Annotated in this window: 17 protein-coding genes, 1 tRNA gene and 1 pseudogene; 12 read left to right on the top strand and 7 right to left on the bottom strand. The window is 63.1% G+C overall.

Annotated elements, in window-relative coordinates; translation table 11 throughout:
• Positions 1 to 138: 138 nt before the first annotated feature.
• On the top strand, positions 139 to 1791 hold the full coding sequence (locus KA354_11975) for a trypsin-like peptidase domain-containing protein (protein MBP7935354.1): 1653 nt from the start codon (positions 139 to 141) through the stop codon (positions 1789 to 1791).
• A 160-nt stretch (positions 1792 to 1951) separates the two neighbouring features.
• Here the strand turns inward: KA354_11975 and KA354_11970 are convergent, their stop codons facing one another.
• Positions 1952 to 2152 carry a hypothetical protein gene (locus KA354_11970; protein ID MBP7935353.1) on the bottom strand — a complete coding sequence of 67 codons (201 nt, stop codon included), beginning with the start codon at positions 2150 to 2152 and terminating at the stop codon, positions 1952 to 1954.
• Between the two features lie 522 nt (positions 2153 to 2674).
• Between KA354_11970 and KA354_11965 the strand changes: the two genes are divergently transcribed.
• The 8 genes from KA354_11965 to KA354_11930 all read left to right on the top strand — a co-directional run bounded on the left by KA354_11965 (position 2675) and on the right by KA354_11930 (position 16070).
• The gene (locus KA354_11965) at positions 2675 to 5470 is read left to right on the top strand and encodes a hypothetical protein (GenBank protein MBP7935352.1); all 2796 of its coding nucleotides are present in this window, start codon (positions 2675 to 2677) and stop codon (positions 5468 to 5470) included.
• A 192-nt stretch (positions 5471 to 5662) separates the two neighbouring features.
• Entirely contained in the window at positions 5663 to 7273 is a 1611-nt protein-coding gene (locus KA354_11960; GenBank protein MBP7935351.1) for a response regulator, read from the top strand.
• A gap of 363 nt (positions 7274 to 7636) precedes the next feature.
• Positions 7637 to 10075: a hypothetical protein gene (locus KA354_11955; GenBank protein ID MBP7935350.1), complete on the top strand. Its 2439-nt coding sequence runs from the start codon at positions 7637 to 7639 to the stop codon at positions 10073 to 10075.
• 154 nt (positions 10076 to 10229) lie between these two features.
• Positions 10230 to 12647 (top strand): M6 family metalloprotease domain-containing protein, encoded by a 2418-nt coding sequence (locus KA354_11950; protein MBP7935349.1) that lies wholly within the window; start codon positions 10230 to 10232, stop codon positions 12645 to 12647.
• Between the two features lie 108 nt (positions 12648 to 12755).
• Entirely contained in the window at positions 12756 to 13892 is a 1137-nt protein-coding gene (locus KA354_11945) for an ABC transporter permease (protein MBP7935348.1), read from the top strand.
• A gap of 4 nt (positions 13893 to 13896) precedes the next feature.
• Complete coding sequence (locus KA354_11940; GenBank protein ID MBP7935347.1) at positions 13897 to 14613, top strand: ABC transporter ATP-binding protein; 717 nt, start codon at positions 13897 to 13899, stop codon at positions 14611 to 14613.
• 109 nt (positions 14614 to 14722) lie between these two features.
• Entirely contained in the window at positions 14723 to 15811 is a 1089-nt protein-coding gene (locus KA354_11935) for an efflux RND transporter periplasmic adaptor subunit (GenBank protein MBP7935346.1), read from the top strand.
• 31 nt (positions 15812 to 15842) lie between these two features.
• A complete protein-coding gene (locus KA354_11930) occupies positions 15843 to 16070 on the top strand; it encodes an MbtH family protein (protein MBP7935345.1) in 228 nt (75 codons plus the stop codon).
• A 487-nt stretch (positions 16071 to 16557) separates the two neighbouring features.
• Here KA354_11930 and KA354_11925 read toward each other — a convergent pair whose 3' ends face one another.
• The 4 genes from KA354_11925 to KA354_11910 form a co-directional block, all read right to left on the bottom strand.
• Positions 16558 to 17307, bottom strand: coding sequence for a 4'-phosphopantetheinyl transferase superfamily protein (locus tag KA354_11925; GenBank protein MBP7935344.1), 750 nt, complete (start codon positions 17305 to 17307; stop codon positions 16558 to 16560).
• Positions 17308 to 17324: 17 nt separating this feature from the next.
• The gene (locus KA354_11920; protein MBP7935343.1) at positions 17325 to 18419 is read right to left on the bottom strand and encodes an AI-2E family transporter; all 1095 of its coding nucleotides are present in this window, start codon (positions 18417 to 18419) and stop codon (positions 17325 to 17327) included.
• Between the two features lie 14 nt (positions 18420 to 18433).
• Complete coding sequence (gene nikR, locus KA354_11915; GenBank protein ID MBP7935342.1) at positions 18434 to 18850, bottom strand: nickel-responsive transcriptional regulator NikR; 417 nt, start codon at positions 18848 to 18850, stop codon at positions 18434 to 18436.
• A gap of 78 nt (positions 18851 to 18928) precedes the next feature.
• Positions 18929 to 19849 carry a hypothetical protein gene (locus KA354_11910; protein ID MBP7935341.1) on the bottom strand — a complete coding sequence of 307 codons (921 nt, stop codon included), beginning with the start codon at positions 19847 to 19849 and terminating at the stop codon, positions 18929 to 18931.
• 194 nt (positions 19850 to 20043) lie between these two features.
• On the opposite strand from KA354_11910, the gene KA354_11905 reads away from it, so the two are divergent.
• The 3 genes from KA354_11905 to KA354_11895 all read left to right on the top strand — a co-directional run bounded on the left by KA354_11905 (position 20044) and on the right by KA354_11895 (position 21849).
• Positions 20044 to 20328, top strand: a complete 285-nt coding sequence (locus KA354_11905; protein MBP7935340.1) for a hypothetical protein — start codon at positions 20044 to 20046, stop codon at positions 20326 to 20328.
• Positions 20325 to 21497, top strand: a complete 1173-nt coding sequence (gene bioF, locus KA354_11900; protein MBP7935339.1) for an 8-amino-7-oxononanoate synthase — start codon at positions 20325 to 20327, stop codon at positions 21495 to 21497. The genes KA354_11905 and bioF overlap by 4 nt, the downstream gene beginning before the upstream one ends.
• Before the next feature lie 279 nt (positions 21498 to 21776).
• Positions 21777 to 21849: transfer RNA gene (locus KA354_11895), tRNA-Glu, on the top strand.
• 515 nt (positions 21850 to 22364) lie between these two features.
• On the opposite strand, the gene KA354_11890 is transcribed toward KA354_11895, so the two are convergent.
• Positions 22365 to 24353: a hypothetical protein gene (locus tag KA354_11890; protein MBP7935338.1), complete on the bottom strand. Its 1989-nt coding sequence runs from the start codon at positions 24351 to 24353 to the stop codon at positions 22365 to 22367.
• A gap of 538 nt (positions 24354 to 24891) precedes the next feature.
• Positions 24892 to 25212 (bottom strand): annotated as a pseudogene (locus KA354_11885) (transposase).
• Positions 25213 to 25472 lie beyond the last annotated feature (260 nt).

Below are 25472 nucleotides of genomic sequence, written 5' to 3'. Positions count from 1 at the left end.
GTTGGTTTCCGGTTGTGAAATAGCCGGGTGGCTGCGGCGACCATGATGAAGATGACAGGAACTGGCCGATCTAGGCGTCATTGAATTGAATGGGTGTCGGAAGACAGTCAGCTCGATGTTATGAGGGAGATGCTCAAGATGAGAACAGAAGCGATGCGTGTACGCGTGATTCGGTTGGGACTCGGTCTCCTGTTTGGCCTGGGGGCTGGGGGACTAGTCCAATCGGAACTCTTTGTGGGACAAGTGTTTGCTGCCGATCAGGCTGTGGCCGAGAAGCCCGGTGGCGCTTCCAGCCAGGGGATGATCAACGTTGAGGCGATCTCCGACGTATTTCGTCAGGTTTCCAGGCGAGCCAGTCCTGCGGTTGTCCACATTTACTCCCGGGTAGAGCCCAAGAAGGTCGACCGGGAGAAGTCTCCGCGGAGCGTTGATCCCAGTGATTTGCCGGAGGCCCTGCGGAAATTCTTCGAGGACCGGGAAGACGGGCAGCGAGGTCCGAGGTTCCAGTTCCGATTGCCTGAGGAGGTTCAGCCTCAACCGCAGATTGGCAGTGGGAGCGGGGTTATCATTGATGCGGAGAAAGGCTACATCATCACCAACAATCACGTGGTCGAAGGCATCGAGAAGGACAAGGACACGGGGCGGATCGATGTTCGACTGGCGGACGGGCGCCGCTTTCTTGGCCAGATCGTGGGCAAGGATCCCAAGACTGACCTCGCCCTGATCCAGATCAAGGGTGACCGTTTGCAGGCTTTGCCCTTGGGAGACAGCTCCAAGGTGGAGGTCGGCGACTTCGTCATGGCCATTGGTGCCCCTTTCAACCTGGACCAGACCGTGACTCAGGGCATCATTTCGGCCAAAGGTCGGAATCCTCGAATTGTGGAAGGATATGAGGACTTCATTCAGACGGATGCGGCCATCAATCCGGGCAACAGCGGGGGTCCGCTCGTGAACATGCGTGGCGAGGTCATCGGCATCAACACCGCGATTGTCACTCGTGGTATGGTGGCCGCCTACGCCGGCGTCGGCTTCGCCATCCCGAGTCAGACGGTCAAAGAACTGCTTCCTTACTTGCAGGAAGGCAAGGAGATTGTTCGTGGCTATCTTGGAGTGGCCATACAGGGCTTTGACACCGCTCCTCCGGGCTATGCCAAGACGTTTGGGCTTGAGGAAGAGAAGGGCGTAGTGGTCGAAGAGGTGATGAGTGGTACCCCGGCAGCCAAGGCGGGCCTCAAGGCCGACGACGTGATCCTCACGCTGGCCGGTGAGTCGGTGAAGTCGGTGCAGGCCTTGCAGTCCAAGGTGGCGCGCACCTCGCCGGGCACGAAGATGGAGTTGAGGGTCTGGCGCGACAAGAAGGAGATCACCATTCCGGTGGTGATCGAGAAGCAGCCCAAGCAGTTCTTCGCCCAGGATGGCGGCTGGCGACAGAAAGGCGCCGAGCGTGACGCCGAGAATGAGGGTGCTGAAGGTGAAGCGGAGATTGAGGCGTTGGCCATTTCGGTTCAGCCGGCGGCACCCTCTCTGGCAAAGAAGCTCGGCTGGTCGGATCCCAAGGAAGTGGAAGGTTGCCTGCTGGTGACCAGCGTTGAGACGCTGGGGGAAGGGGCAGCGGGCATGGGGATCGAAGTCGGCGATGCGATCTTGAGCGTTCAGGGGGAGAAAGTGACAACCGGCAGGGCCTTGCAGAAGGCCCTGAGCAAGGAGAACCTTGAGAAAGGCGTTCGTTTGCGGGTGAAGTCGGTCCGAACGGGCCGGTCACGATCGCTGTTCGAACAACTGCCGCAATGAGGATGGCGGCCTGCCGGCCGACAGCTGTTGCCGAGTGCCCAGGTCGCAGCTTGCCGGCGGTCGGAGGTACAGGCGGTCCAAGACGCAAACGGATGGCCGGTTTCAACGACCGGCCATCCGTTTGCATTGAATCGTTCAACCGACAGGGCCGGCTGAGCGGTTACTTCTTGGCTTTGCCGTGGAGGAAGAGGTCGAGTCGCTCGAACATCTTGCTTCGGGACTCAGCTCCGGCATCGAGGAAGGCCAGCATCGCCGCGGCGACGACCTTCTCTTTCACGTAACCGGACTTCGCGCACTCCTTGTCGAATGTAGTGACGAGCTTCCCGGGGAGGTAATATGATCTTTTTGGCTTTTCTGACATAACTACAATCTCCTCTCTTGCGCGCCGTGGCGTACACGGTGCAGAACCGAAACAGAAATATGAATCCACAGGGGTGCTCGGCGTTTTATTCCGGGCTCCCTGATTCCCGATTTGTTCTCGGGTCCTCGCTCGGCCGGGTCGCTTCCTTCATCCGTTGGCAGCTGGAGGCGGCTGCTCGGCTATCCTCGGGTCGCGCGTCCGGTCTGTTTGTGCCCACAGCCCCGTGCGTTGACTTGGACTGGCTCAACAATATAATGCCAGCCGTTACCTCGTCAAGGGCTTCCGTGCCGATATTCGGCCGACGCGGGCCGGAAGGTGGCGGATCCCGGAGGGCCGCGTCTCTTCTGGGCGAAAGGCCGGGACATCTTGAGCTTCGTGAGAAGTATAGCACGTGTTTTTGCCTCCGGCCGGCTCGCGGCCGTCTTTTTGTATTGTGTCTGCCTCTCCGCGCGGGGCGCTTCCCTTGTCCCCCTGGACGATCCTGAAACCACCAACCCGATGCTGCCGGTTGAGGTGAGTCGTGTGGCCCCAGAGTTTTTCGGAGACTATGCCCATGTCTGGGCTCTTCCTGACGGCTGTGAGGTTGTCCAGTACTACGGGGATCTGGCGGTCCATCTGGGTGATCGACGGCTTTCCGCCCGAGAGGCAGTTACCTGGATGCAGCAGTGCCGTTGGCAGGGGCAGGCCTACTACCATTTCGAGGTGTTCCTCTCTCAGCAGGCCAGGGTTCAGGATGCTGGGGGGACGGTGACGACGGGTCCGGTGCTTTTCGTGACCTTCAACACCAAGGATCCTCCGGTTCTCCAGGCGGACGTGACGACACGTGAATCCTCGGCAGAGACGCCGCTGTATGCCGAAGCCGTGAAGATCAGGCAGGTTGTGTTGGCCAGGACGGGGCCGACAACGCAGCCTGGGGGCGTGGAGATTGTGGATCTGGAGCAGCCTGAGCTCAAGCCGCGGCCCGAGGCCCGTCCGTTGGTCCATTACCATGGAAACCAGACGTCGATCGACGAGGGGCGGGGGACCGTCACGGCCATTGGCAAGGTGTATGTGTCTCAGGGACTGGTTGACAGTGGCGACTTTCTGGAGATTCGGGCGGATGCCGCCGTCATCTTTCTGAGCCGTAGACCGAAGGAAGCATCATCCGCTTCCTCGGTCAGCCCCTCCGCTGAGACCCAGGCGTTTCCGCCGGAACGGGCGGAGGGTGAGAGCCGGGAGACGGACGCCGGTGTGGCCGGAGTCGGTAGTCTGGGTGCCAGCGTTGGCGAGGGAGTATCAGGTGTTTACCTCCAGGGCGATGTGGTTCTAACCCGTGGTGAGCGGATGATTCGGGCATCCGAGCTGTACTACGATTTCGAGAATGATCGCGCCTTGATTCTTGATGTGGTGATGCGGGCTCTGGCTCCAGGGGGTGAACTCCCTATTTATGTTCGCGCTCAGCAGGTGCGTCAATTGTCGACCACGGAGTACTTGGCTCACAAGGCCATAGTCACGACCAGTGAGTTTCACACGCCTCACGTGCACATCGGGGCCGAGCAGGTTCGGTTGATTGATGCCACGCCCAGGGACGAGTCGGGGCAGGTGGCGGGGCTTCAGGCCGGACGTTACCAGGTACGTGACGCGACCTTGAATGTCGAGGGCGTGCCGTTGGCCTACTGGCCGTACGTCACTGGGGATCTCAAGGAGGGTGAGAGTTCCATTCGCAGCGTCCGGACGGGCTACAGTGAGAAGTACGGCGTCACCCTGGAATCGAAATGGTATTTGTTCAATCTTCTGGGGCTGGAGAAGCCCAAGGGTGTGGACGGTACGTTGCGGTTGGACTATTTCAGCGAGCACGGCCCGGGTGTGGGTACGGACGTGGACTATGAGACCGAGAATTCGTTCGGCGTGTTTCGCGGGTACTACATTCATGACACCGGCCGGGACAGCCTCGGCTCGTTTCGGGACAATGACCCGGATACCGAGAACCGGGGGCGGCTCACCTGGCGGCATCGGGAGATTCTAGGTCAGGGGTGGGAATTAACTCTCGAGGGGTCCTACCTGAGCGATCCGACGTTCATGGAGCAGTACTTCGAGGGTGAGTACGACGAAGGCAAGGAGCAGGAGACGCTCGCCTACCTGAAGAAGCAGAAGGACAACTGGGCGGTGACAGGTCTGGTGCAGGCCCGGGTTCTCGATTTTCTGACCCAAACGGAGCACTTCCCGGAGCTGGCATACTACCTGGCCGGCGAACCACTCGCCGAAATCGCCAGTTTTTACAGCGAATCGCACCTCGGAATGGCCCGGTATCGTCCTGATTCGCGTCGACTGTGGGATCGGAAATGGGTTGTGGACAACACCGGGGCGAGCGACATGACTTTCCAGAGCGAAACCCGGAACGAGTTCGATGTGCCGATTAAGTTGGGCAGCGCGAACATTGTGCCGTTCGCGACCGGACGGGCGGGATACTGGGATGGTTCCGCGGCGGGCGGCTCGCGTGACCGGCTCTTCGGCATGGCGGGTGTGCGCACCGGCACCGAGGTCTGGCGACTGTTCGACACGATGAACTCGGAGTTGCTGGACGTACACGGCGTGCGGCACGTGATTCGACCGGAAGCCACCGCCTGGATGAGTACCACCAACACGAACAGCCTGGAGCTGCACCCGTTCAGCCCGGGCGTCGAGGATATCGACGATTTCTACGGGGCCTCGCTGGCCGTCCGCCAGCGCTGGCAGACGAAGCGCGGCTTGCCGGGAGGCTGGCGGGTGGTGGACTGGATCCTGTTTGATGTGGAACTCAACCTTTTTGGCGACCATCCCGAGCAGGAGCTGCCGATCGGACGTTACGACAACGCCCGACCGGAGAACAGCGTTGCCCGCAACCACGTGCGCTCCGACTTCCAATATCGCATCAGCGACACGACCTCGGTTCTCTCCGACGCCAATTGGGACTTGAGCGATGGCAGCCTCGATCTGTTCAACTTGTCCTATGCGGTCGAGCGATCTCCTCGTCTGTCCTATTTCGTGGGGTACCGGCGGATCGAGCCCACCGACTCGAACCTGATCGGTGGGGGGGCCAACTATGAGCTCAACGCCAAGCATCGTCTGGCCCTGAGGGCCTTCTATGACATCGAGCGGGGCAAGCTGGATCAGCTCGAGGTTACTGTGGTTCGCAAGTTCCCCCGGTGGTATGCCGCCCTGACGTTTGCCGTGGACGAGCAGGCCGACGATCTGAGCCTTGGCCTCTCGGTCTGGCCGGAGGGTGCTCCGCAGGCCGCCATCGGCAATCGCCGCTACACGAAGCTCGGAGCCTCGACCGGTATCAAGCCCGAGAACTAGTTCGTTCCGGTTCGTAGCGGGGCTGGCGACCGATAAACCGTTCGCTCCCGGGTATCCACGAGGACTTTCCTCAAGTCCGACCCGTCGTCCTGATCTGTCGGCCGTCCCGGTTCCGCGCTTATGTCGGCGCTCCGACTAGCCGATTCAGAGTCGTGGATGTCCATGGCTTTCTAACCGACGGGCATAGTCGCGATGACCATATCGACAGACCGTAGACACCAAGCCGGCCCGTGGGTTCTCGTCGCCCTGTGCGCCGCTTCCGTGGCGGCGGCAGGGGCGATGGCTCTGGGCAGCTACCCTCTTCTGACGACGCTGATCGTTCTGACGGGTCTGGGATCTCTGCTGGCCTTCACCCGACGCTGGCGGGCCGATGCTGGTCGCTGCGAGCAGGAGCTCAGTGATTGTCAGCTCCGAATTCGCGAGGAAGCGGCCGCCCGCCTGGAGGCGGAGTCTGCCCTCACCGAGGTGAGCGCGGCGGGCGAGGTGATACGCCATCAGTACGAGGACGCCAACGAGCAGCTCCGGCGGGTCTGCCAGGAACTGGAGGACGCCACCGAGCGCGCGGACCGCAGCGAAGTTGCTGCGGAGGTGGCCTCGCACAGCAAGTATGAGTTTCTCGCTGGTTTCAGCCATCGAGCCCGCACCTTGATGACGCCGATCATCGGATTCGCCGAGAACCTGTCTGATCCGGTCATGACCAGCGATGACCGGGAGCGAGCCCTTGAGACCATCAAGCGGAATGGCCAGGAACTGATGACCAACCTGTGCAGCCTCCTGGATATCGCCTACCTTGAAACCGGACGTCTCGAAATCCGGCACGCCGTCTGTTCGCCACTCCAGATCGTGAGCGAGATCCTTTCCGCGGCCAAGTGTGTCGCGAGCCGGAAGGGACTTGATCTGTCCGTCGATTTCGTCGGCCAGGTGCCTGAGACGATTCAGACCGACCCGGCCAGGCTTGCCCAGATCCTCAGCAAGCTGGTTGGAAACGCGATCCGCTTCACTCAGGTTGGCGGCGTACGACTTGCCGTGCATTTCTCCGACTCCGGCCTGGAGCCGGTTCTGCAGTTCGAGGTGATTGACACCGGGGTCGGCATGACGGAAGGTCAGATAGCCGTGTTGTTCGATCCGTTCTCCAACTCCTCAGGACCCGAGGCTCCACAGTTTGGCGGTACCGGGCTCGGTCTCACGATCTGCAAGCGCCTGGCCAGCCTGCTGGGGGGTGACCTCAGCGTGGACAGCGTTCCGGATCAGGGGACGACGTTCCGGCTGGTCATCGCCACCGGTCCGCTGGATGGGGTGGAGATGACTGAAGGACCGACCGAGCGGATCATCGCCGAGGATGAGCCTGAGTTCGTCGAAGCGACGGTGAACATGGAGGAGAAGCCGCTTGATGCGCGCGTGCTGTTGGCCGAGGATGGGATCGACAATCAACGACTCATTTCCTTCGTCCTCAAGAAAGCGGGGGCCGAAGTGACGCTGGCCGACAACGGCGGCAAGGCGGTGGAACTCGCCCTGGAGGCTCAGAGGGCGGGTCATCCGTTCGATCTGATACTGATGGATATGCAGATGCCCACCATGGACGGCTACACAGCCACGACCCGGCTGCGCGAGCAAGGATATGCAGAGCCGATTGTGGCCCTGACCGCACACGCCATGGCCGGCGACCGGGAGAAGTGCCTGCGAGTCGGGTGCGACGACTATGTCGCCAAGCCGATCGATCGTCTTACCCTCTTGGCGACACTGCACAAGTGGCACGGTCGATCGTTTCCCAGGAGCCGGACGGCCGAGGCCGCCCCGTCGTGATGGGTTGTGGTCCGCTCGTCGCCCGCGCGCTGGGAAGATCGTCGCCTTGGCCGACAGCTCGCCATTGAACGTCTGTCTCGCGCCGGCCGGTAATTGGAGCGGCTTCCTCGTCAAGCCGGTCCGGGGCAGCGTGCTGATGGATAAGTGCACCCCCCTGGGGTTCCTGGCCTCCAAACAGCGCTCTCGCGTTCGGTGATCCCGCCCGCCCCCGGTCTTTTCCTGAGGCTCGTGGCTTCCCCGGATCGTCCGATGGCGGAATGACGCGGCCCTTTCTATACTCCTCGCTGTCTTTGAGTTCCTGACACCTGGCGGTTCCTTCCTGCTTTGGACGGTTCAGAGGGGGGTATTGCGGGAGAAGTGAAGATGTCTGATACCCGTTTCCGATCGTTATTTCTGGGGGTCATCGAGGTTTTTGTCGGTGCGGCCGGGTGCCTGGGCGAGGTTCGCTCGGCCGACTGCGAGGGGTTTTTCATTCCGCCTGAGCGGCCGGCGCGTCTGGCATGGAGGGCAGATCCGCCCGCCCGCCGGTCGGATCTGGGCTACGTCATTTCCGACTACTGGGCTCGCGAGGTGGCCACGGGTGAGGCTGTCGCCGATCGGGACGGGGCCATCTCAATCTCGGTCAACTTGCCTGGGGGCTTCTACGAAGTGGCCCTGCCGCAACTCGGTCACCGCAGCGGTATCGTCGTGCTGCCGGAACACGCCGGGCCTGAGGACGCGTTCTTCTGTATCGACAGCGCTCTTTCCTGGCTCGAGAAGCGGGAGGACATCCGCGACGGACTCGCCAGGGTGCTCAAACGGCTTGGCATCGGCCAATCGCGCGAGCGGCTCCGCTGGAATGTGGTCAACAAGTCCGAGGACGTGTGGGATTGGGAGGGTGATTGTCAGTTTGAGACCCTCCGCCGCACGTACGCTCGGCGCGGGGTCAAGGTTCTGGAGATGTTCCATGATAGTCCGACATGGCTGGGCCGGACGGACGCCAACCCGTATCCCACAAACCTGCTTCTAGCCGCACGATCGATCGGCGATCTCGGCCGTCGCTGGGGGAGCACATGGGGCGGGCTGGAGATCTGGAACGAGCCCGACGTCCAGTTCGGTGCCCACCTTCCGGCCGACCAGTATGTGCCCCTCGCCAAGGCCGCGGCCTGGGGGCTCCGCCACCACCTGCCGGCGGTCCCGCTGGTCGGCGGTGTTCTCACCGACATTGCTCCGGACGAATACCGTCGGGCATGCGCCGAGAACGGCCTGCTCGATCAGGTCGACGCGATCAGCTTCCACACCTATCAGCAGGCTACGACTGTTGAGGACATGGTGAAGCGGTACCGAGCTTGGCTCAAGGCCTATGGCAAGGAGTCCATGCCCCTGTGGATTACCGAGAGTGGACGGCCCTGGCCCAAGGGGGAGCCGCGGCCGGCCATGAGCGAAGACGCGGTCAGCGCCCTGGACATCGTGATGAAGGCCATTGAGTCGAAGGCCTGTGGGGTGGCTGCGTATTTCGCCTTCGTCTGCGTGTACTACGAGGAGAACCAGAACAACTTCGGGATGATGGGGCGGGAAGTCACCCCGCTTCGTTCGATGGCCGCCTATGCCCAGATGGTGAGGGCGTTGGCGAACAAGGCATACGTTGGAGATTTGAAGACCTTGGATCCGGCCGTCAAGCGGGCCAGGGTGTTCATGGGCACCGGCGGGACGGTGGCGGTGTTGTATACGGGGTCGGTGAATCGGGACGCGAGAGTCAGGCTGGGCGTGCCCGGGGGGCGATTGGAGGGTATCGACGGTCGCACGCTCAGGGCGGATACTGCGGGCGGTCTTCCCGTTCCCGACGGTCTCACCTACGTATGGCTTGATGCCGGCTCGATGGCCGATGCCGTGGTCAAGGACACTCCAGCCGCCGGAATGTACTCCGTGAGCAGGCGACCTCCGCCCTCGCGACCGGCTCCATCCCCGGTCATCCTGCGGCATGCGTGGGACCCCTCGATAGGCGACTTCACCTGTAAGGGCTATCACGTGACCCATGAGACTGCGGCGCGTTTTCCTTTTCGCGTGGTCGTCCACAATCTGGCTGATCAGGCTGGGAGAGTCGACCTGACGCCATCGATCAGGGGGGTGGCCTCTCCCGTCGCGATCGAGCCCAGAAGCCTTGAACTTGCCCCTCGGGGCTGCACTGAAGTTGCGTGGGAAGTCGATGTGAGGCAGGGGGGTTCGGACGGCCAGCCGCTGACCATCCAGGTGGTGGCCAGGGGCACCATGGCCCCGTGGATCAGTCCGCTGGCTGTGGATGTGTTCGTGGAGAAGACGGTGGACGCCCACCTGGCTCGCTTTCCGGTCAGGATGGCGCTACCCATCGCCCAGCTGGAGGCCTGGCAGGAGAATGTTGCCAGTCGGGGGCGCATGACCATGTCCAAGACGAAGGAGGGGGGGTGGCGGCTGGAAGTTCACTTCGGAGCGGGGGATCGATGGGTTTACCCGAAGCTCAGGCTGGGCGAAGACGTGAAATGGGGGCGCGCCAAGTACCTGCTCCTGCGGGCCAAATGCGACAAGCCGGCGTCGGTTCGTTTCATCGCCTGGGAGGACAGTCAGGCCGGTTACCTATCCCGTCGCCCGCTGATCCCGGCCGACGGCCGCTGGCACGTGGTCTTGATACCGCTCCGCGATGTGGATTCACTCGCCAGCTCACCCGATGGGAATGGCCGGCTTGACGCGGACCAGATTCACTCCGTCTCGTTTGGCTTGAACACCGAGAGCGAGGACAATGTACTCGAGATCAGCGACGCGTACCTCGTCGGTGAGAAGCCTGGCTAACGATCGCCAGAATCAGCGGTTGCGATCCTCGCACCGAAACCGCCCGGTCGGGTGGTTATCGGGCCTGGAGGCGGGCCGCCCGGGCTGGCCGATCCGGGGGAGATTCTGGTATACTTGAGCCAGGTTTAGAGTCGAATTCCCTGGAGAAGTCGAGATGGTCTTCGCGGTCGGCCGCCAGAAGCGTGTTTCCCTGCTCTTGGTGATGGGTGCTCTGCTGGGACTGACCACGACGGCGCGGGCCCATCCGATTGTCGGCGAGACCATGCCGTTCCGGCAGCCGGACGGGACGGTGATCGAGGTCCGGGTCTGGGGCGACGAGTTCTACGCTGTGGCCGAGACGCTGGATGGTTACACGCTGGTCGAGGATCCAGCCACACGAGCGGCTTGTTACGCCAGGTTGTCGGCGGACGGCACCCGGCTGGAGCCGACCGGCATCGTGGCCGGCCAGAATGAGGCTGCTCCGGTCGGCATCGACCAGCACATCCGCATCACTGTCGAATCCGCCAAGTCCAGGATCGCCGCCAACCGTCAGCTGCAGCAGGCCCAGAAGGCAACCTTTCTTGCGACTGAAAAGGGCAGCCTGGCCCAGGAGGGCATCACCATCGGCTCCCCCAAGGGGCTCTGCCTGATCGTGGACTTCTCGGACGATGTGGCTACGATTCCCGCAAGCGCGGTCGCGGACTTCTGCAACAAGATCGGATACACGGCCAACGGCAACAACGGCTCGGTTCGTGACTACTTCTACGACATCTCCGGCGGGAAGCTGACCTACACCAACTACGTGCCGACCGCCTACCATCGGGCGAAGCATCCCAAGACGTACTACACCGACCAGAGCATCGACTACGGTACTCGGGCTCGGGAGCTCATCACCGAGGCTCTCGACCGCCTGAAGGCCAGTGGCTTCAACTTCGGGCAGTGTGACACCAACAGCGACGGCACTATCGATGCCTTGAACTGCCTCTATGCCGGGTCGAGCAACTCGCCCTGGTCCGAGGGGCTTTGGCCGCACGCCAGTTGGATGTCCTATTGCGCCGGCGGAGTGTGCGCCGGTCCTTATCAGATCACCGACATGGGCAGCAGCCTCAGGATCAGCACCTTCTGTCACGAGAACGGGCACATGCTGCTGGGCTGGCCGGACCTGTATGACTATGACTACGATTCCACCGGGGTGGGCCATTTCTGCCTCATGGCGTTCGGTACCAGCAGCACGAATCCGTGCCGGCCATGCGCCTATATGCGGAATAAGGCAGGATGGTGTACGGTGACCGAACTGCTCACTTCGCAGGCAAACCTCCCCCTCATCTCGAACAGCAACGCGATCTACAAGTACTCCAGACCTTCGAGCACCAAGGAGTACTTTCTGCTCGAGAATCGCCAACGGACCGGGCGCGACGTTGGCCTGCCCGATGACGGTCTGGCCATCTGGCACGTCGACGAGAACGGCAGTAACGACAACAATGAAATGACCGCCGCTTCTCACTACAAGGTGACCCTCGTCCAGGCGGACGGCCTGTGGGACATGGAGAACAACCGCAACTCTGGTGACTCCAACGACTTGTGGTCATCTCCGACGTACACGCTCTGCACCCCCGATTCCTCCCCGAACACCCGGTGGTGGGACGGAACGGCCTCCAAGTTGTACCTCAAGAACGTCAGTGTTTCCGGTTCGACCATGACCTTCACGTACCTGGATTCCGCGGACTGCAACGCGAACAACGTGGGCGACGAGACGGACATCGCTCACGGGACGAGTGCGGACTGCAACGGTGACGCGATCCCTGACGAGTGTCAGCGGCCTGCTCCGGTCGCGCCGGATGCCGTCGCCCAGGACAGCTGCGCGTATGCCCAGTGGGTCGGTCCGGGGAAGACCTACACCGGTTCCACCGCGGGCATGACCAACGTCTACTTCTCCTCCTGTGGCAGTTCGGGTGGCTCGCCCGATGTCTGGTACAAATACAGCCCGTACGCCTCGGGTACGCTGACCGTTTCGTTGTGTGGTTCCAGCTATGACACCGTGGTATCCGTTCACTCCGCTTGTCCGAGCACCGGCAACAATCGTCAGCTGGGATGCAACGACAACGGCTGTGACAAGCAGTCGACGCTGACCCTCTCGGTGACCACCCGTTCGGTCTACTACATTCGCGTGGCTGGAGCCGCCGGCGCGACGGGTAGTTTCCAGCTGAAGTTAACCGGCCCTTACGCTTACCCTTCCTCGGGCAATGACTGTAACAAGGACGGGGTGCCGGACGAACTGCAGCCGGATGCAGACGGCGACGGCGTCATCGACGCCTGTGATGCCTGTCCTGGCACGTCCCATTGTTGGAGAGTGGCGGAATCGAACGGCTGTCCCGTGGCCAAGGTGGACTACGATGCCGACGGTGACGTCGACATGGAGGACTATGCCCATTTCCAGCGATGCATGACCCCCATGGGAGTGATTCAGGCCGACCCCGACTGCGCGGATGCCATGCTGAACTCCGATCCTTTCGTGGACCGCAACGACTTCCTCCTTTTCCGTCAGTGTCTGAGCGGCCCGGGCGTCTGGGCCGATGCCGACTGCATACCGTAAGCCGCTCGAGGCGAATCCCACCGGGGTTGACCCGACTCCGTTCTCCTCGCTACCATGCTGTATGGTCGTGCCGTGGTTCATGGAGTAACACCGGCAGGGAAATCACTGATGCCGGCCATCGCTCGACGCAATCTATTCCACGACAAAGTCAAGCTGATCATGGCCCTGGTGGGGATTGTCTTCTCCGTCGCCCTGGTCACGCTCCAGCTTGGCCTGCTGATCGGCGCCATGCGCAACGCCAGCGGGATCATTGATCACGCCGGGGCCGATGTCTGGGTCATGCAGAAGAGCACCCGCAACCTGGACCTGTGCGATGTCATGCTCGACCGCCGCTACTACCAGGCCGTGGCCACGCCCGGGGTCGCCTGGGGCGAGCGGCTGATTGTGCAGTTCACTCGGTGGAAGCTGGTTGATGGCCGCCAGGAGAACGTCGAGATCGTCGGCCTATACCCCAACTCGCGGCTGAACTTGCCCTGGGAGATGATCGCTGGCAGCCGGGACCGGATCTGGGCGATGAACGGCGTCATTATCGACGAACGGGAACGCGTCCGCTTCGGTAACGAGGGCTTGCCGCTTTCCTTGAACGAGCAGACCGAGATCCTCGGCCGGGCCGCCCGCGTGGTCGGCTTCTGCCGCGGCGTAGGGAGTTTCACGACCTCCCCCTATGTGTTCTGCGATTACAAGCGCGGACTGGATTTCAGCGGCATGACCCAGCGGCAGACCAAATACGTGGTCCTCAAGGCCAGGCCGGGCGTCACCCCCGAGCAACTCCGCGACCGGGTTCGCGAACGACTCACTGAGGCCGAGGCCTACACCGCCGACGAGTTCTCCCGCAAGACCCGCTGGTACTGGATGTATGGCACGGGTATGGGCATCGGGATCATGTTCGGAGCCGTCCTAGGCGTCATCGTCGGCGTGGTCATCGTCAGCCAGACTATGTACTCCGCCACGGTCGAGCGGCTGCGCGAGTATGGCACGCTCAAGGCGCTGGGCATGGGCAACTATACACTCGGGATGATCATCCTGCGTCAATCGCTCATCGCCGGTCTACTCGGCTACATCATGGCCAGTGCCTTGTCCTACTACATGGGCAAGTGTCTGCCGGCCTACAACGTCCCTCTGCATGTACCGCCCGCCCTCGTGGGGGCGATGTTCTTCGTGACCGTGGGAATCTGCGTGAGCGCGAGCATCACCAGCGTGCTCCGCGTCTTCCGGCTGGAGCCGGCCATGGTGTTCCGCAGCTGACCCGATGGCAGAGATGACAGCCCATTCTGGTACGGCCGTTCGCGTGTGGGATCTGCACAAGAGCTACCGCGAAGGCGCACATGCGCTTGAAGTGCTCCATGGTGTCAACCTCGGCATTGCCCGCGGCGATCTGACTCTGCTCATGGGGCCCAGCGGTTCAGGCAAGACCACCCTCCTGACCATCATGGGCCTGCTGATGAAGCCGACCTCCGGCCGGGTCGAGCTGCTCGGCCGCGACGTGACCCGCCTGGATGAGTCCGCATTGCCTGCCCTGCGCCGTCGGCACGTGGGTTTCATCTTCCAGAACTTCAACCTCTTAGGGGCCTTGAACGCCGCCGAGAACGTCGAGGTCGTGCTCGGACTCCAGGGTGTCTACGGCCGCGCCGCCCGCAAGCAGGCCATGGCCCTGCTCGACCATGTCGGCCTGGCTGATCGCTGGAGCCACCTGCCCGACGAGATGAGCGGCGGTGAGAAACAGCGCGTGGGCGTTGCCCGAGCCCTGGCCAGCCAGGCGGAACTCATCCTGGCCGACGAGCCGACGGGCAACCTCGATTCCAGGACAGCCGCCCAGGTGGTGGATATCCTCCGCCATCTTGCCCACAAGGAGAACCGGGCCGTCCTTGTCGTCACTCACGACCTTAGCCTGCAAGAGCACGCCGATTGCGTGGTCCGGATGAGGGACGGGACCATCGTCGAACGGCACGACGGTGCAGCGGCCTGACTGCCCACTCCGCCGGGCCGTCGTCGGGCGGAGGATGATGCGGCCATGCGTCTCCACGTTGCGGAATGCGTCAATCGAGCTATCATGAAGGTGGTACAGGAGCGATGGCTTGGTACGAGGTCTCATCATCGGCGTGGTTTTGGCGGGCATCGCCTGGGTGGGGTATACACAATACGCCGCCTCGCGGACCCAGAGCGCCCAGACCCAGCTGGCGGAAGCAGCCGTCGAGTGGCCGAGCGACGATCCGGATGTGCTCTTCAGCGCCCCGGGTGTGACTGAGCCGGCTTCGCGGGCCATCCAGGTGTTTAGCGAGCTTCCGGGGACCATCGGCAAGATTGAAGTTGAGCCGGGAGATCGTATCAGGACTGGACAGCTCCTCTTCGAGCTCGTGAACGACTCGCAGATGGCCGAGGTCACCCGGGCCGAGGCCCAGGTGGCTCGGGCGAAGGCCGATCTGGCCAAGCTGGAGAGTTGGGAGCGCCCCGAAGATCGGAAGATGGCCAAGGCTCAATGGGATGAGGCCAATGCCTTGCTCCAGCGGGCGGAGTTTGAACTGCGACGGCTTGAGTCACTTCAGAGCGGCTCGGCCGTCTCTGACAAGGAACTCAACGACACGCGTAACGACGTGGCCGCCGCCCGGGCCCGGGCTGAGGCCGTGCAGGCTCGCTACGAGCGGTCGACTGCCGGTCCCCGGCCCGAGGAGATCGCCGTCGCCCGGGCCGCCGTCGTCGAAGCAGAGGCCCAACTGAACGTCGCCCGAACCCAACTGGAGAAGACACGGATCCGCAGTTCCATCGACGGCATGGTGATCTACCGGTTTCGCGAGCCCGGTGAGTCGGTCTTCCCGAACGTGCCTGCCCCGATCATCTCGATCGGCAACCGCGACACGTTGCACATCCGGGCTGACGTGGATGAGATGGATCTGTCGAAGGTCAGGAAGGGCCAGCGGGTCTTCGCCACGTGCGACGCGTTCGGCACGCGGCGGTTCGGGGGCATGGTGGTCCAGATCGCCCAGACCCTGGGCCGCAAGAACTTCCGGACGGATCGACCCACAGAAAAAGCCGATACGAAGATTCTGGAAGTGGTCATCGCCCTGGACGACGGCCGGGATCTGCCTTTGGAGTTGCAGATGTCGGTATGGTTTCTTCGCGATCGGACGGCCACGTGGCCGGCAACCGGCAGGGCATCAGCGCAGTGAAACAACGAGAGGGTACGAGCGAGGTGGGACGATGAACGAGGAACAGGAAGACGTCTTCAAGCACTACAAGGTCGTGGTCAACCATGAGGAACAGTACTCTATCTGGCCAATCGAGCGAGAAAATGCTCTGGGCTGGCGGGACGCGGGCAAGGACGGCACGAAAGAGGAGTGCCTGGCTTACATCAAGGAGGTCTGGACGGACATGCGGCCGCTGAGCCTCCGCAAGCAGATGGACCAAGCCGCGAAGGACAAGCCGTAAGGCGTGTTCGTCACTTCCCTCGGCAAGGCCCCACGTGCTGATGCCCTGGCTCGCCCGCTCCTGTTGTCATCCCTCATGAAAGAACACGCGCGTTCTCTCTGCCCTATTCGAGTGGTGGCGCGTCCTTGTTCGGCAACTCGCCGTCACACTTGCCGGACTCCATCGAGGTCTGTTTCACTGCGAGACCGGTCAGATTCCACACCATGTCGGCATGGACAAGATGGACCGCTATCCGCGGGTGCTGAATGCCAACATGCCGGCGTTTCATCGTGATCGGCCCGCCGAATACACCGGTCCGATCACGGTCTTCCGTTCAGCAGGATCCGGGGATGACACGGGCGATCCTCTGGTTGACTGGCGGCGGCTCTGCCGCGGAGGTCTGGGGGCCGTCGCATACCCGGCTTCCACGGCACGATGCTCAGCCATCCCCATGTTGAAATGGTGAGGGACCCGTTGGACCTGCGTCTGCCACAGTGTGCAAACGCCGTCATGGGATAGGGAAGGTCCACTCGCGCACGTCGACGTCGCCCCCGCTTCCTTCGATGGCCAGGGCGGCCTGGTATCCGCCATCGATCGGGAGGCTCCGGACGCTCCAGGTGCGGCCGGACGCCGGAACGTGGACGGTGAACCAGCGACTGGCCGCCGCCGATTGGGCGTCGACCACGATTCGCTTCAGATTGGCCGAGAGGCCCACGCCCATGGCCTTGATGATCGCTTCTTTGCAGGTCCAGAATCGGAGGAAGGCGGCCAGGCGTTCAGGTCCTTCGTGGCTTCGCAGGAAGCTGAGTTCCTCCGGCGCGAGAATGGACGTGGTGATGCTATCGAGCTCCGGGATTTCGCGAACGCGCTCGATGTCCACGCCGATGGGCTGATGCAGCGTGACCGCGGCCAGGGCGATATCCTGGGAGTCGCTCAGGTTGAACTCCAGGCCGGGGGCGGCGCCGCGGTCCACGAGCGTCGGCTTGCCCTGCACGCCGAAGCGGAAGGAGAGTTGTTCGGCCGGGATGCCGGTATAGCCGGCGAGGACGGCTCGCAGACCGGCGTGGGCGACGATGAACTTGTGGCGAAGGGTCTCGAAGTGGTAGCGGCCGGCGCGCTCCAGTTCCATCTCGTTCAGCGAGCCAGCCAGGGACTCTACCCGCCTGGGTGGGACGGTCAGTGGCCACCGCCAGACGTGGATGCTCCCCTTGGCCAATGCCGAGGTCGACGTTCCAGGTGTCTGTGAAGGCTCGTCCATCGTTTGCGTACCGCCTCCTATCGCCCGGATTCGGCGCGGGCGCCGCCAGCCGGGGGTTTGCCAGTATTGCCGCCGACGGACACCGCGTCCAAGCGGCCGGCCAGTAGCTCGGCCAGGGGTTGCGTGGCGGGAATTCGCTCGAAGATGATCCGGATTACCGCCGCGATGGGCGTGGCCAGGAACGCACCGACTATGCCCCAGATCATGCCGAAGAAGATCAGGGACATGAGGACTGCGACAGGATGCAGATTCAGGGCGCTTCCCTGCAGCTTGGGCTGGATGATGCTGCCGAGCAGGACCTGAATCGCGGCCGGGATGGCCAGGGCCAGCACTTTGGCGGTCGGCGACAGTTCCGGACTCAGCAGGACCACGGGAAGGGGCAGAATCGTGGCGACGACCGAGCCGATGTTGGGGATGAAGTTGAGCAGGAAGGCGAGAAAACCGAAGACGCTGGCGAACGGTACACGCAGGATGGCGAGCACTGCGGCGATCAGCACCCCGGTTAGAACGGACATGAGCACGGTCCGACTGATGTATCGCTTCACTCGGTTTTCGATCTCGGCGAGAAGTCCATCCTGGTTTTTACTGGTTCCGGTGCGGCCCAGCAGAATGAACATCATGAAGATCAGGACGATGGCCCCGTTCGAGATCAGGGCGGTGGTCTCGGCCAGCACGGCCGAGACGAACCTGACGCTGGCGTTCTCCGGCACCCGAATGATCGGACCGGTCTGCGGGTCCACCCTGATCCCGAGTCGATCCAGCGGGACGAGCTGAGCGAGATCCTCCGTGAGCCGGTTGAACTGCGCCTGGTAGACTGGAAGGCTGTCAGACATGGCCCCGACCGCCGCCGCGACAAGGAACGCGATGGCCACCAGAGCGGCCATGCCGAGCAAGCCCGTGACCGCCAGGGCTACGGTAGGCGGAAACCGCAGCAAGCGGGTCTGAAAGTCGATCACTGGAGTGAGGCAGTAGGTGAAGAAGACGGCCAGCACGAAAGGCACCAGCACCGGCTTGAGCGCGTAGAGGGCGAAGCCCGACGCGATCAGGGTCAACACCAGCAGACAGAAAGTCTGGACCGGCCGGTCGGCTCGGGCCTCGTCGGTCTCTTTCATCCCCGCGTTTTTCTTCATGCGAGTGAATGCCCCGTACTGGTCATGGTCAGGCCCGCGTGCAGTACACCCTTCTGCTGGCGCAGCGAGTCGGCTAGTTCCTGAATGTGCCTGGCCTTGGAGCGCATCAGGATCATCTCGGCGCACAAGTCGTGCGAGAGATGCACGTGAGTCGTCGCCAGAACCGCGGTGTGATGCTCGTGCTGGAGGTCGGTAAGCTTCTCGGTCAGGTTGTGGCGGTGGTGGTCGTAGACCAGCGTCACGGTGCCGACGACCTCGGCATTGGCATCCCACTCGCGTTCCACGAGCTGCTGGCGAATCATGTCGCGCACGAACTCGGAGCGGTTGGTGTACCCTGAGCGCCTGACCATCTTCTCCAATCGCTCGTAGAGCGGCTTCTCGATGGAGAGACTCAGTCTGACGAGATCGGGCATTGCGGTTCTCCTGCCTATACTATGCAGCCGAAGCGACCGCTTGTCGAGGCGTGAATGCAGCTCCCGAGCCACTCGTCCCTATCGCCGCCGGGGTCGGGGGGAGATCAGCCACAGGCCGAGCAGGACGGCGGACAGGGAGGCCGGACCGACGCCGGCGCCACAGAATGCCGTGGTCCCGGTCGGCGTCGTGGCGGGGCTTCCCTCCGACGGCTGATTGGGCGCGTCACCCGGGGTGGTCCCTTCGTCGTGCGGCGTGGCGTCGCCGTCGCCCGGGGTGATCGAGCCGTCGTCAGGCGTCGTTCCTCCATCGTCCGGGGTGGTCTCACCGTCGCCGGGAGTGGTTCCACCGTCGTCTGGGGTATCGCTCCCATCACCCGGCGTTGTTTCACTTTCGCCGGAGGGCGTTCCGCCGTTGTCGCCAGCGGAGACTTGAAGGGTGAATATGCCCTCCGTTCCGACCGCGATCTTCCCGCTGAGAAGCTCGGTTGGGCCTGAATCGCTGATCCAGAGCGGCAGTTCATCATCCTCGGTCAGGGAGAATGTGTAGGAGGCTCCAGATGGCAGAGTCCCGATCGAGCGCACGTGGTAAGTTAGCACTACCGAGGGAAAGAGCGCCGGTTCGTAGCTGCCCGCCTCCAGTCGAAAGAAAGTGATTCTCGGGTGGTCGGAGAGCGGTGTCCCATCGTTGGCGGGTGGCTTAATAGGGACGAAGTTGAGGTCGGTCTCGGTAAACGGAGAGCCGTTGGAGACCGTGGGCTCGGCATAGACGAAAAGGGCGGGCGAGGAACAATCGAGGGCGAACTCCGCGGCAACAAGTCCGACAGTGGTGCTCATCTTGAGATCGAGCTGAAGGTCCACCGGGCCTGGAGCCACGGTCATGCTGCTCTGGCCACTGCTCAGAATCTGGATGCTGACTTGGCCCGAATCCTGGGCGAGCAGCGAAGGGGGAAACACCATCAGGATGGCAGCGACCGCCGGCGATCGTACGATGAGCGTCATGCAAGGCCTCTCGCAAGGAACAGGCATCACCCTCCGGTCAGTCCAATGATCGGCTTATAACCGCTCCCGGTGGACCTGAAACCGGATACCGGACGTTGTCTTGCCGCCGCGGAGGCCTGCAGGAGCCCTGAGACCACTCATTTCAGAGCACCGAGCGACTTGCCTGGAAAGGCGAACTGGACAACAATGTCCAGATGCTTGCGAGCGTTGGAGAGACTATCGCCGTGGTTCTGCTGGTTGGAGGCGCCGGAGGCTATCTTGCCCTGGCCCTGCGTCGCTGGTTGAAGGGGCAGCAGGGGGGGGGCGGGTGTTGCGGACGGGGTCTGTGCGGGGCCCGCGACCGGCGGCCCGATAACCTGGCCGAACTTGGGGCGCGGCCGGTTATTCCTCGTGAGCATGTGGTCGCCGGGGCGACGCGGCTAGCCAACAGCCGAACGGCGTCGACCTCGTCAGCGTCCGATTTGGCCAAGCCGTCATGACCGTCAGGGAAGACAGCCCTTGGGCGGAGCAGCTTGCGGATCTGGCCGCGCGCGGTTTGCATCGGTCGCTGCGAACCGTCGAATCTGCCCAGGGTCGCCATCTGACCGCTGACGGCCGGCGGCTGGTCTGCTTCTCAAGTAACAATTATCTGGGCTTGGCCGCCCATCCCGCTGTCGCCTTGGCGGCCAAGGCGGCGATCGAGCGATGGGGGTGGGGGAGCGGCGCGTCGGCGTTGATCACCGGACACACCGCCGCCCATGCCGAACTGGCAGACCGCCTGGCAGCCTTCGAATCGGCGGAAGCCTCCCTGGTTTGTTCGACTGGCTACCAGGCGAATCTCGCGGCGATTCGGGGACTGGCCGGACCGGGCGATGTGATACTCCTCGACAAGCTCGATCATGCCAGCATCATCGACGCGGCACGCGGCAGCGGGGCGGTCGTCAGGATCTGTCCTCACCGTGATTACGCCAAGCTTCAGAGACTGCTGGAGCGAGGTGGAGCGTTCCGCCGGCGGGTTATCGTAACCGACTCCGTGTTCAGCATGGATGGCGACTTGGCGGATCTGCCTCGACTGGTCGAATTGAAGCGGCGATACGAGGCGATCCTCTGTATTGACGAAGCCCACGCGACCGGCGTGCTCGGCCAGGGGGGAAGGGGCGCGGCCGAACTGATGAATGTCGCGGCCCAAGTGGACGTGACCGTCGGCACGCTGAGCAAGGCGTTGGGCGGGTTCGGTGGATTCGTGGCCGGCTCGCGGCTCATGATCGATTGGCTGGTCAATACGTCCGGTGCTTTCATCTACACGACGGCGTTGCCACCGGCGGCATGTGCGGCGGCCGGCGCGGCCCTCGAGTTGGTGTGCCGGGAGCCTTGGCGAAGGGTCAAAGTGCTCGATCTGGCGGAACGGGTGCGGAGTGCGCTGGCATCTCGGGGCTGGGATACCGGTCCCTCGTGCACCCAGATCGTGCCGGTGATCGTCGGTTCGTCCGAACGGGCGCTTCGATTGTCGGCAGCCTTGGAGAGCGAGGGCATCCTCGTTCCCGCGATTCGCCCACCCACTGTTCCGACGGGGAGGGCCCGGCTGCGGATCAGCCTGTCGGCGGAGCATGAACCCGAGGACGTCGCCGTGCTCGTGGAGGCCCTCGAGCGTCATCGGGACGCGTGTTGATTGGGCCAATGCGGGCCAACAACGCCAGGGCTGAGGGAGCACGGCCGGGGCCAAGCACTGACCGGCCAAGCCGAACACCGAAGCGAGGCGGAGCCGCCGCAGGGTGTAGGCCGAAGCTTGGAGTCCGAAACGTCTGGCGGCTTGGTGCTGCTGGCGAGCCCGCGCCGTGTCGATGCGGCCGAACCTTCCTCCGGCTCCAGCCGGGCTTGACGACAACCATCGATGCCGGTAATCTGGCGCGATCGTGTTGGAGGCCGAACCAGACCGGCACGGTACGAGGCCCCCATCGTCTAGCGGCCTAGGATATCAGGTTCTCATCCTGAAGACACGGGTTCGAGTCCCGTTGGGGGTATAAGGTTTTTGTTAGGGTAGTCGCAAGACCACGCAGGTTTACGAAAAGCCCCGCAATTCGCGGGGTTTTTCATTTCCGGGAGCGAGTCCTGCGAGTCATTGTGACACCCAGCGTGTGGCTGCTGCGTCGGATTTTGCGTCGCTTCTCCGACGGCTTTGGCGAAGTCGGAGTCCCGGACGGTCAAGTAGTGCTCCCCCGCGATCGCCGCCCGGTTGCCCAGCCAGGTGCAGACCACGTGTAGCGGGAAGATTGCTGCCAGCTCGGTCTGTCGGGTCGCCCTCATGTTGTGAAACAGCTTCTCCCACGGATCGACCCCGGCCCGGTCGAGTATGCGCTTGAACTGCGTTCGCAGGTTTTGAGAGCCCGTTCGGTACCGCTTACTGACGAGGTACTCGGCACCGTCCGGCAGATCGAGCACTTTGACCCTTCGCCAAGGCTCCCGGCACACCAACTCGAGGGCCGCGCCGGTCGCACCTGGAGCAAGGCCGCGATCCGCTCGCCTTGGCACCCAATTCTCATCGGCCGGCTCCTTTGCGTTCCTGCTCCAGCATAGCTTCCAGCCTGGCCAGCCTGGCCTTCACTTCCTTCAATTCGCTTTCCATGGGGGCGCGGTCAGAAGCAGGCGCCTTGGCCGTTGGTGCGGGTTGGCCGGAAGCCGATACGACTTGACCAGCGGTGGTCTTTGGCATGCTTGCCGACGCGCTCGCGGTCGCGGCGCCGTAGGCAGTGGGGAAGTAGATCAAGGTAAGCCTGATGTTCTTAGCGGTCCACCCATCAAGGATCTCCCGCCCGATGACCGAAATGGTGGTGAGGCCGGCGTTCACTGGAAAGACACGCTGAACCGTGACCGGGATGAGGAAGGGGCCAGCGGGCAGACCCGCGTGCACGAACGCGGCGGCCGAGTACGAGGGTGAAATCCCGTCATTCAAGCCGAATTCAGCCGAGCTGGCCCCGGTTATGCCGTGTTCCACACGGGCGTTGGCCGTCGCGATCGCAAAGACATAGCCCACGGCCGGCGCCGTGATGTCTACGGAGAGCAGCGTGGTGAGCGACTCGGTCAATGAGTGGCTGGCGTCGTAGCCGACGGCAATCCCGGGCTCGTCGCCGATCTCCGATGCGCACACAGCACCCTCCGGCAGGATGACGGTGTCATCGTCTGGAATGGTCGTCCGCATATTGAAGATGGCCGAACGCGAACTGCCGGTGATGCGCACCATGGGTTCTTCACTGCCCGCGTTGCCCCGCACCTCGAAGCCGGGATTGCCGCTCCCGCGATCCACGCGGAGGTGGCCGCCCGAAAGGTCCTGACTCGCCTCCAACACCGCCGCGGGGCGACCCTCACTCTCGAGGACAACCACATTTCCGCCATCGCGATCCGCGAAAATGTTCACGAGGGACTCTTTCGAGGCCGTGCCGTACACGCGCAGCCAGCCCTCGCGGGTGTCCGAGCCGACGTGAAGCATGTGATCGGCCACCACCGCCGGCCGGCCCGTCTCCGCAGACGCATAGACGCCCGTTCCCTCGCTGCTCTTGCTTTGAAAATATCCGCCATAGCTCTGCCCCGTGGACGCAGCCGCGATTCCGTAGACGCCGCGGCCTGACGTGCTGTTACTCTGGCCGAACACGCCGGAGGTCTCGCCGGAGTCAGGTTTCGCCACCCCCTGAACCCCACCTCCTTGCGTGCTGTCGCTCAGGCCGTAGAGGCCGTAGGTCGTGCCCGACCCCGAGGATGCCCAACCGAATGCGCCCACGCCGCCGGTGCCGTCGCTCTGGAACCAGCCGCCGTAGTTCTTCGCTCCCGTGGTGGCGGTGGCTGTTCCAAATACACCGCGGCCGGTGGCGCTGTCACTCTGGCCATACACGCCGCTGGTGTTGCCCGCGGCAGCGCTGGCAATCCCGAAGACGCCTCGGCCTGAGGTGCTGCTGCTGCGGAACAGTCCGCCCTCGGTCATCCCGGTGGCCGCTGTTGATGACCCCGAGACGCCTGTGCCAACTGCGGTGCCGGAGATCGCCAGGCCCGTGCCCGTGTTGTGGATTGAGAAGATCGGGATTCCCGCCGAAGCGCTCGCGCCGAAAGGCAGGCGGAGACCATCGGCGGCCTGGGCGTTCAGCGCGAACAGCGCATGGGGCGTGCCGGTCAGCTCCTGGCGTGGCGTCAGCGGCGTGTAAGGCTCGACGCTCTCGCCCGGCCGAACCGCGATGCCCAGCCAGCGTCTGGTCCCGTTATAGACGCTGCCGAAGTCGAGCGTCACCGTGAACAGGCCGCCGGTCACCGTCACGTCATTCACCGTCAGGGTTGGTCCTGCCTGCACGCCGGCGGCCACGTCGTCAAACAGGCGGAACTCGAAGTCATACGGGCCGCTCGCCACCGTCGCTGCATTGGTCAGCCGGCCCTGGTACGTGAAGGCTGTACCCACGGGCGTTTGAGCGAAGGCCGGGCCCGCTGCGAGCAACGCGGTGAAACACACGATCACCGCAGGATTGAGGAATCTGTTGCTGCTCATTGAACCCATCCTTTCTGCTGATGCATTGAATTGCGAAGTGCCTTCGTCGGCCCGGCCAACAGGTGACAGCATTGTCTCGGTCCGCGCCGGAGGTGCTGGCTGGGTCAATGCGGAACGGGAGGCGCCGGTCGGCGCCCCAAGCTCACATACACAACAAAGAAAGGAGGCAATTCCCGCGTGCCATCGGTCCCAACCCGGCTTTCGCGCTCGGTGATCCTGGATTGCCCGGATCACGTCCGCCATCGGGCCGCTCGTAGCCATCTTACCTAGTCACTGCCGTTTCTGGGATCCTCTTCAGTAGACCGACATTTCCCACTTGACCTCCACCTGGATACACCGCCGGGTTGTGTTCCACCATTGTACCAGCGCCCCCCCCCGTTGCGCCAATCATCTTTTCGAGTGTTTTCTGGCCCCGACGGCTGAAACGCCCCCTCCAACGCGTGCCAGGGTGGCTTTTCGGTCTCGTTTCTTGGGGTCGGCGCAGAGCATCCCCAGGGAACATCGCAACGGAAGCCATTCTGAGGGGCTTGTCCAGCCATCATGAAAGCACCAGGGCGGGCACCGCACGCCACTCGTCGGCACTGGCCACGTTGCCGTTCCGCAAAAACACCCGCTCCAGGTCGCCCAGGTGGTTGAAGCAGAAGATCGGATGGTAGCAGGTGCACTCGAAGTGCCCGTTGTATGCCGAGCCTTCCTGCCGTCCGTAGGTTTCGCTCACTGAGCTATCCAGGTCAAGGATCAACTTGTCCAGGGCGCGGCGCTCGCGAACACGGTCAATCCACATCCCCGGCAGGTCCATCAGGGCCTTGAGGTTCTTTCGGGACGTCAGAATCTCCGTCTCAAAAAGCCCCATCTGACTCGTGCTGGGTGTTCATGCCTCGGCGAGGATCGCGGAACAAGTCGTCCGCCATCGCCGTCCGTCCCAGGGCTTCATCGAGTTCGCGGTACGCGACCAGTCCTGCATCAGAGGTACCCGCCGGGGGGTGTGGTCAAAAAACCTCGCCTTGGGGCCCCCGCTGCGTCTGCATGTGTTACCCCTCCCGTCCACCATGGGCCAAGGAAGCCTTTACCGCGAATCACGTACCCCTCAAGGTGGCTCCATTTCACCTGCCCAGCCCC

This window comes from Phycisphaerae bacterium (genome assembly GCA_018003015.1).
In the GTDB taxonomy this organism is placed as follows: Bacteria; Planctomycetota; Phycisphaerae; order UBA1845; family PWPN01; genus JAGNEZ01.
The sequence above is the reverse complement of the archived record's forward strand: the minus strand, read 5'-3'. Positions and strand labels throughout refer to the sequence as shown.

Coding starts and splice junctions, on each gene's coding strand:
- KA354_11960 (MBP7935351.1), top strand. CDS start 5,663: ATGACCATATCGACAGACCGTAGACACCAAGCCGGCCCGTGGGTTCTC.
- KA354_11890 (MBP7935338.1), bottom strand. CDS start 24,353: ATGAGCAGCAACAGATTCCTCAATCCTGCGGTGATCGTGTGTTTCACC.
- KA354_11905 (MBP7935340.1), top strand. CDS start 20,044: ATGCTTGCGAGCGTTGGAGAGACTATCGCCGTGGTTCTGCTGGTTGGA.
- KA354_11940 (MBP7935347.1), top strand. CDS start 13,897: ATGGCAGAGATGACAGCCCATTCTGGTACGGCCGTTCGCGTGTGGGAT.
- KA354_11975 (MBP7935354.1), top strand. CDS start 139: ATGAGAACAGAAGCGATGCGTGTACGCGTGATTCGGTTGGGACTCGGT.
- KA354_11945 (MBP7935348.1), top strand. CDS start 12,756: ATGCCGGCCATCGCTCGACGCAATCTATTCCACGACAAAGTCAAGCTG.
- KA354_11920 (MBP7935343.1), bottom strand. CDS start 18,419: ATGAAAGAGACCGACGAGGCCCGAGCCGACCGGCCGGTCCAGACTTTC.
- nikR (MBP7935342.1), bottom strand. CDS start 18,850: ATGCCCGATCTCGTCAGACTGAGTCTCTCCATCGAGAAGCCGCTCTAC.
- KA354_11925 (MBP7935344.1), bottom strand. CDS start 17,307: ATGGACGAGCCTTCACAGACACCTGGAACGTCGACCTCGGCATTGGCC.
- KA354_11930 (MBP7935345.1), top strand. CDS start 15,843: ATGAACGAGGAACAGGAAGACGTCTTCAAGCACTACAAGGTCGTGGTC.
- KA354_11970 (MBP7935353.1), bottom strand. CDS start 2,152: ATGTCAGAAAAGCCAAAAAGATCATATTACCTCCCCGGGAAGCTCGTC.
- bioF (MBP7935339.1), top strand. CDS start 20,325: ATGACCGTCAGGGAAGACAGCCCTTGGGCGGAGCAGCTTGCGGATCTG.
- KA354_11910 (MBP7935341.1), bottom strand. CDS start 19,849: ATGACGCTCATCGTACGATCGCCGGCGGTCGCTGCCATCCTGATGGTG.
- KA354_11950 (MBP7935349.1), top strand. CDS start 10,230: ATGGTCTTCGCGGTCGGCCGCCAGAAGCGTGTTTCCCTGCTCTTGGTG.
- KA354_11955 (MBP7935350.1), top strand. CDS start 7,637: ATGTCTGATACCCGTTTCCGATCGTTATTTCTGGGGGTCATCGAGGTT.